The sequence below is a fragment of the Nocardia otitidiscaviarum NBRC 14405 genome, from assembly GCF_000308635.1.
Taxonomy (GTDB): Bacteria; Actinomycetota; Actinomycetes; order Mycobacteriales; family Mycobacteriaceae; genus Nocardia; species Nocardia otitidiscaviarum.
On sequence record NZ_BAGD01000067.1, the window covers coordinates 53005 to 60427 of the forward strand.

At 67.0% G+C, this 7423-nt stretch carries 6 protein-coding genes; 4 read left to right on the top strand and 2 right to left on the bottom strand.

The window, feature by feature from the left end; genetic code table 11:
* Positions 1-9 precede the first annotated feature (9 nt).
* Complete coding sequence (locus tag ON31_RS13285; protein WP_051037187.1) at positions 10-1494, top strand: flavin-containing monooxygenase; 1485 nt, start codon at positions 10-12, stop codon at positions 1492-1494.
* Here ON31_RS13285 and ON31_RS13290 read toward each other — a convergent pair.
* Entirely contained in the window at positions 1491-2171 is a 681-nt protein-coding gene (locus ON31_RS13290) for a TetR/AcrR family transcriptional regulator (RefSeq protein ID WP_029930565.1), read from the bottom strand. The genes ON31_RS13285 and ON31_RS13290 overlap by 4 nt on opposite strands.
* A gap of 130 nt (positions 2172-2301) precedes the next feature.
* On the opposite strand from ON31_RS13290, the gene ON31_RS13295 reads away from it, so the two are divergent.
* Together ON31_RS13295 and ON31_RS13300 are read left to right on the top strand one after the other, a co-directional pair.
* A complete protein-coding gene (locus tag ON31_RS13295) occupies positions 2302-3873 on the top strand; it encodes a succinic semialdehyde dehydrogenase (RefSeq protein WP_039813470.1) in 1572 nt (523 codons plus the stop codon).
* Positions 3874-3904: 31 nt separating this feature from the next.
* The gene (locus ON31_RS13300) at positions 3905-4732 is read left to right on the top strand and encodes an SDR family NAD(P)-dependent oxidoreductase (protein ID WP_039813472.1); all 828 of its coding nucleotides are present in this window, start codon (positions 3905-3907) and stop codon (positions 4730-4732) included.
* 124 nt (positions 4733-4856) lie between these two features.
* On the opposite strand, the gene ON31_RS13305 is transcribed toward ON31_RS13300, so the two are convergent.
* The gene (locus ON31_RS13305; RefSeq protein WP_051037188.1) at positions 4857-6149 is read right to left on the bottom strand and encodes a DUF1254 domain-containing protein; all 1293 of its coding nucleotides are present in this window, start codon (positions 6147-6149) and stop codon (positions 4857-4859) included.
* A gap of 399 nt (positions 6150-6548) precedes the next feature.
* Here ON31_RS13305 and ON31_RS13310 point away from each other — a divergent pair.
* Positions 6549-7423 (top strand): AraC family transcriptional regulator ligand-binding domain-containing protein (locus ON31_RS13310; RefSeq protein ID WP_051037189.1); only part of this gene is annotated, 875 nt, incomplete at its 3' end.

Below are 7423 nucleotides of genomic sequence, written 5' to 3' on the forward strand. Positions count from 1 at the left end.
ACGGGAACGATGAGCGATGCGCCGGAGCACGTCGATGTGCTCATTGTGGGAGCTGGACTGTCCGGAATCGGCGCCGCCTACCATCTGCAACGGGCCTTCCCGACGCGGAGCTACCTCATCCTGGAGGCGCGCGCGGCCAGCGGCGGCACCTGGGACCTGTTCCGCTACCCGGGCATTCGCTCCGATTCGGATATGTTCACCCTCGGCTACCGCTTCCGGCCCTGGTTGGGCGACAAGGCCATCGCCGACGGCGACTCGATTCTGGCCTACGTCCGCGAGACCGCCGCGGAGAACGGCATCGACCGGCGTATCCGCTACCGCCACCGGGTGATTCGCGCCGAATGGTCCTCGGTGGACGACCGGTGGACGGTCACCGCCGACCACGACGGCGAAACCCGCACCGTGACCGCGAATTTCCTGTTCTGCTGCTCCGGCTACTACCGCTACGACGAGGGCTACACCCCGGAATTCGCGGGCACCGAGCGCTTCCCCGGACCGATCGTGCACCCGCAGCACTGGCCCGAGGATCTCGAGGTCGCCGACAAGCGGGTGCTCATCATCGGGTCCGGCGCGACCGCCGTCACCCTCGGTCCGGCGCTGGCCCGACGGGGCGCGCACGTCACCCTGCTGCAGCGGTCGCCGTCCTACATCCTGTCGCTGCCCGAGCGTGACCCGACGGTCGCGCGGCTGCGGCGCTTCCTGCCCGCCCGCACCGCCTACGGGCTGGCCCGCGCCAAGAACGTCCTCTTCAGCACCGCCATCTACCAACTGTGCCAACGGTATCCGCAGCGCATGCGGGCCTGGATCCGTGGCCTGCAGGAGAAGTGGCTGCCCGCGGGCTACGACATCGACACCCACTTCACCCCGCGCTACAACCCGTGGGATCAGCGGCTGTGCCTGGCGCCCAATGGCGATTTCTTCCGCGCCATCCGCAAGGGGCAGCTGACCATGGTGACCGACACCGTCGACACCTTCACCGAGTCCGGGCTCCGGCTCGGGTCGGGCGCGGACCTCGACGCCGATGTCATCATCACCGCGACGGGGTTGAACCTGCTGGTCTTCGGCGGTATGGAGCTGGTGGTGGACGGGCGGCCGATATCCCTGCCCGACACCATGGCCTACAAGGCCATGATGCTGTCCGGCATCCCCAACTTCGCCTACGTGCTGGGCTACACCAACGCCTCCTGGACCCTGAAGGCCGATCTGGTGTGCGAGTACGTGGTTCGGCTGCTGAAGCATATGGACGCGCACGGCTACGCCAAGGCCACCCCGGTCCGCGATCCAGCCGTCGGCACTTCGCCCTTTTTGAACTTCGAGCCCGGCTATGTGCTGCGCGCCCTGGAGTACCTGCCCAAACAGGGCGACCGCGCACCGTGGAAGCTGACCATGAACTATCTGCGCGATCTGCCGAAACTGCGCTACGGCCGGATCACCGACGACGCCATGGTCTTCGAGCGCGCGCCCCGTGACGCACCGGCGCGCGCCGCGGGCTAGGCCGGATCGAAGATGCCGGGGACGGTGAGGGCGTACTCGACGTCCTCGCGGCGTCCCAGCGTCACCAGTACCCCGCGGATCATGGTGAGCCGCGCCTCCGCGATGGCCTCCGGAGTCGGTTCACCGTGCGGGGCGGTGGCCGAGATCCGGTACACCACGAATTCGCAGATCTGCAGCGCCGTATCGAGATTCAGGTCGCTGGGGGCGGGGCGGCCGATCTCGGCGAATTTGGCGCGCACCAGCGCGCGGATGTCGTTCAGCGCGCTCTCGCGATAGGACGAGACCGGTGATCCGGGATCGTGTAGTTCGGCGAACAGCGGGGCCAGCATGGTGCCGTGGCCGTCGGCCCAGTACAGGTACGCCTCGATCATATTGATGCCCAGCTGCACCGGCTCCGCGCTGCGCTCCAGCGCCGCGCGCACGCCGCCGACCAGATCGTCGTTGGAGATGGTGAGCAGCGCGTGCAGCGGTTCGGTGGCATTGGCGAAGTAGCGGTAGAAGGTGGGCCGCGCCAATCCGGCCTTCTCGATGATGCGGGCGACATTGAGTCCGCGCGAACCGTGTTCGGCGAACACCTCGGAGGTGGCCAGCACGATACGGGCGCGCACCTGATCGGCCTGCTCGGCTGTTTGCGGCGGCCGTCCCCGTCGAGGAGCGGCCGTGGCGGACTGGGTCATTTCACAAACCCCCGCGGAGCGCTTGACATGAGGTGCGTCACGTCTATTAATCTAACATCAGTGTTCGCGTAACACTGGTGTTCAGCAAATAGCGGGTGCGCCCGCGATCCACCCACCGAGAGGGCGACCAATGACGACTGCCCCGCAGCTCGCCGCCGCCGATGCGCTTCCCTTCGACCTCGTGCAGCGCCTGCTGACCCATGCGCGCGCGGGCGGCCGGCCGTCCGTGGAGGTCTTCGCACCCGCCACCGGCGCCAAGATCGTCGATCTGCCGCAGTCCGCCACCGCCGATATCGACGCCGCCTTCGCCACCGCCCGCGAGGCGCAGCGGGAATGGGCGCGCACCCCGATCGCCGACCGCGTGGCCGTGCTGCGCCGCATCCACGACCTGGTGCTCGCCGAACAGGACGTGATCCTCGATATCGTGCAGACCGAGACCGGCAAGTCCCGGGTGCACGCCTTCGACGAGGTCAGCGATGTGGCCGTGAACGCGCGCTACTACGCCGCCGAGGCCAAGAAGCTGCTCGCCCGCCGCACCCCGCGCGGCGTCATGCCGCTGCTCACCCAGGTGGAGGTGCTGAACCGGCCCAAGGGCGTGGTCGCGGTCATCTCGCCGTGGAACTACCCGCTCGCCCTGGCCGCCTCCGACGCCCTGCCCGCCCTGGTCGCCGGCAATGCCGTCATCGCGCGGCCGGACAATCAGACCGCGCTCACCGCACTGTGGGCCATCGATATCGCCGAGCGCGCCGGACTGCCCAAGGGGTTGTGGCAGGCGGTGCTGGGCCGCGGTCGCGAGATCGGCGGCCAGGTGATCGAGCGCGCCGACTATGTCGACTACACCGGATCCAGCGCCACCGGCCGCACCATCGCCCAGCAGGCGGGGGAGCGGCTCATCGGTTACTCCCTGGAGCTGGGCGGCAAGAATCCGCTGCTGGTGCTGGACGACGCGGATGTCTCCGCCGCCGCCAAGATCGCGGTGCGGGCCTGCTTCGCCTCGGCCGGACAGCTGTGTGAATCCATCGAGCGCATCTACGTGCACGACAGCGTCTACGACCGTTTCGTCACCGAATTCGCCGAGAACACCCGCACACTCACCCTCGGCAAGGAGCGCGACTTCTCCTACGAGGTCGGTTCGCTCACCTTCCAGCGCCAGATCGACACCGTCGCAGCGCATGTCGACGACGCGGTGGCCAAGGGCGCGACCGTGCGCGCGGGCGGGCGGGCGCGTCCGGATCTGGGTCCGTACTTCTACGAGCCCACCATCCTCGAAGGGGTGCGCGAGGGGATGACCGTCTACCGCGAGGAGACCTTCGGGCCGGTCGTCTCCGTCTACCGCGTCAGTAGTGACGACGAGGCGGTGCATCAGGCGAACGACACCGCCTACGGGCTCAATGCCAGTGTGTGGAGCCGGGATACCGATCGCGGACGTGCCGTGGCGGCGCGCATCCACGCCGGATCGGTGAATGTTAACGAGGGCTTCATCGCGGCCTGGGGATCGGTGGCCGCGCCCTCGGGCGGACTGGGCATCTCCGGGACCGGGCGGCGGCACGGACCGGAAGGTCTGCTGAAATACGTCGACACCCAGACCATCGCTGTGCAGCGCGTCCTGCCCATCGCACCGCTGCCCGGTATGTCGGAGAAGCTCTGGGCCAAGACCATGACGCTGTTCCTCACCACCATGAAGACATTGCGGCAGAAGTGATCTGCCACTCGAGACAGGGGTACACACGGGTATGAAGGACGTAGCGGGCAAGAAGGTCCTGATCACCGGGGCCGCGATGGGACTGGGTAAGTCGTTCGCGGTCCGTGCGGTCCGGGAGCGCGCCGCCGACGTGGTGCTGTGGGACATCAACGAGGAGACGCTCAAGGAGACCGTCGCCGAACTGAGCGCCCTCGGCAGCAGCCGCATCCACCACTACGTGGTCGACGTCTCCGATCAGCAGGCCATCCGGGATGCGGGCACGTCGGTGCGCACCGAGGTCGGCGATATCGACGTGCTGGTCAACAACGCGGGCATCGTGCGCGGCAACGGCTACTTCTGGGAGACCGAGAACCGCGGCGACATCGACAAGACCATGGCGATCAATTCGCTCGCGCCCATGTACGTCACCCTCGAGTTCCTACCCGCCATGGTGGCGAACAAAGGCACTGAAGCGCGGGTCATGACCATCGCCTCGTCGGCCGGACTGGTCTCGAATCCGCGCATGAGCGTGTACGCGGCCTCCAAATGGGCGGCGCTGGGCTGGTCGGATTCGGTGCGACTCGAACTGGAGCAGTCCGGCAACGAGCACGTGAAGGTCACCACCGTCTGCCCGACCTACATCAATACCGGCATGTTCGACGGGGCCAAGGGTTTCTGGTTCACCCCCATCCTCGAGCAGGAGAAGGTGGTCGACACCTCCTGGACGGAGATGAAGAAGGGCTCGGCGCTGGTGGTCATGCCGTGGACCTCGCGATTGAACCGTGCCATCACCGGCCTGCTCCCGCTGAAGGTGCGCGACTTCTACCTCAATACGGTCGGCGTGTACCACTCCATGGACGAATTCCGCGGGCGGAAGTAAAGAGTCGGCCGCGCGGCGGGAACGCTCGGCGGGGCGATCGGCCGCTCAGCAGTCGCAGCTGCCGATCGTGCCGGATCGCCCGGTGAGCGATCTTCCGGTAGTGGGGCACACCCCCGGCAGCGGGTCAGTTGGTGCGGGTGATGGCGGGTGGGTTCCAGTCGCCGTCGACGATTCTCTGCTCGGGCCAGTACAGGCGCAGCATGACGTTGAAGTCTCCCGCGGCAGGTGCGGGCAGCCAGTTGGATTCTTTTTCCGCGCCGGGGTTTTCGCGTTGGATGTAGATGTCGAGTGAGCCGTCGGGGTTGGTGTGCACGTGTTCGCCGCGCACGGCGTAGCGGTTGATCGGGTTGTCGACGAAGAACCCGCGGTCGTTGTACATCGTCAGTGACCAGAAGCCCTTGACCGGCGGTACTTGGTCGGCGGGGAAATGCAGCACATAACTGTGGTCGGCGTTGAGCTGGGTGCCGGTGGCGTCGACGCGGGCTGAGGGGTAGATCGCGTCCTGGGGCAGGTTTGCGCCCAGGCCGGCGTAGGCGACCACGGCGCGGTCGGCGTAGGCGGTGCCGTAGTCACCGACTCCGGTACGTGAGATGGTCCACCCGTTGACCTCGGTGTTGCCCATGTCCTTCTCGATCTGCGCCAACGCGGTCGGCCATGCCTGTTCCCAGCGAGTGCGTTCGGGCTGCGGCAGCGAGGCGAGGTCGAGTTCGGTGTCGGGATGCCAGCCGATCGTGGCCAGCTGGGCGAGCAGTGCGTCGTCGCCGGGACGGGTCTGGTCGTGTGAGAGCGCCGCGTAGTAGAGGTCCCAGTACTGCTGCGGGGTCAGGTCGTGAATGTATTTCGCTACTTCCACTCGCGGCCAGTCGGCGTGAATGTCGGTGTTGACCGGCGGGGTGTACGCGCTACCGTAGGCGTCGAGGGGGACCGCGCTCATCTTGTCCTGAATGGCGATGACGTTGGGCAGGTCATCGGGTCCGTCGACCTGGATGCGGCCGATCATCCAGCCGGTGTCGGTGGGCAGCCGGTATTCGTGCACACCGGCGGGCAGGCTGCCGTGGAAGCCGGGGCCGACGATGGCGAACTGGTAGCCGTGCTGGTCGTCGAGGGTGCGCGGGCCTGCCGAGGCATCGACGTTGGACCACATGTCCAGGATCGGGAACAGGTGATAACGCCCGCCCATATCCGGCACGCTCACCACCAGCGGCTGCGCGGAGACGTCGAAGAACATCGACGTGTACACCGTGTCGACGTTCGGGCGCACCACATCAGTGAACCCGGCATCAGGCAGGAAGTGCAGGTGCCCGAGCTGGTTCATCGGCGCCGACCCGATGCCCGGGTCGGGGGCTGGATAGTTGGTTGCCTGTCGGCGGCTCACCTCCACCGAGACCAGCGGATAGGTGTAGATGTATGCCTGCACTGCCAGGTCACTCGGCGACGGCGCGGATGTCGATCCGCCCGGACTCGAGGAGGTCGAGGTATTCGTAGAACACGCCACGGCGGCCACTGCGGTCGCCGCTGCCAGACCCACTGCCACTGCTGCCCGGGCACGCCGGGCTGTCGAACTGCTGACCACCGCATCCTCCTGATCAGGAATGTCACAGAGCACAGCACACACTCAGTCGCCACCGTGGTTAACTCCTCACGAGAGTAACCAGCCACTGTGCTCGATTACGGAATTTGGGCGCTGCCAATACCTTCCGACGCCTTACTCGCACCGGCCCGCACTGTCACACACCGACATCCACCTGAATGGCGAACATCTAGTTACATTATGTTGCGATAGCCGGACCGGGACTTGACTTCAGGAGACATCTTTTTGATCCACGGAGACACCGAGTTGATCCGGGGCGCCGCGCTGCAGGGCTACCCAGAGCTGGTCACCGACCTGGGCGCCGACCCCGATGCGCTGCTGGCCGCAGCGGCGATTCCGCGTGCAGCCGTCGGTAACCACGACAGTCTTCTCGGCTTCCGCGCGGTGGTGACCGCGATCGAGTCCGCGGCAAAGGCCACCGCGACCGCCGACTTCGGCCGCCGACTGGCGTTGCGGCAGGGCATCGAGATCCTCGGGCCACTCGCTGCCGCCGCGCGTACCGCACCGACCACCGGCGAAGCCTTCCGGGCACTGCACCGCTACCTACCCGTCTACAGCACCGCGATCGCCGCGACCCTGGACCAACCGGCCGGGCAACCACTGGTCCGCTTCGAATACCGCGTCCTCACCGACAGGTTGCCCCCACACCAGCAGGTGATCGAACTAGCACTCGGCGTTGCCCTGCGCATGACGCGGCTCATCGCCGGACAGAACTACACACCGGTGTCGGTTCATTTCCCCCACCACCCGCTCACCCCGAAATCGGACTACCGCCACTACTTCGGCTGCCCAGTCCATTTCGCCGAATCATTCAGCGGCTTCCTGGTCCGCCCCGCAGACCTCACCCGCCCCCTGGCCTCGGATACAGCCGTCCGCGCGGTCGTGCAAACCTATCTCGACACCCTCACCCCACCCGCCGACGGCACCACCACCGGACCCGTTCGAACCCTCATCCGCGAACTCCTTCCCACCGGCACGGTCGACCGCGACCTCATCGCCACCCACCTGGCACTGCATCCCCGCACCCTGCAACGCCGCCTCGCCGACGAAGGCACCACCTTCGCCGCGCTCGTCGACCAGATCCGTCGCGAACAAGCCGA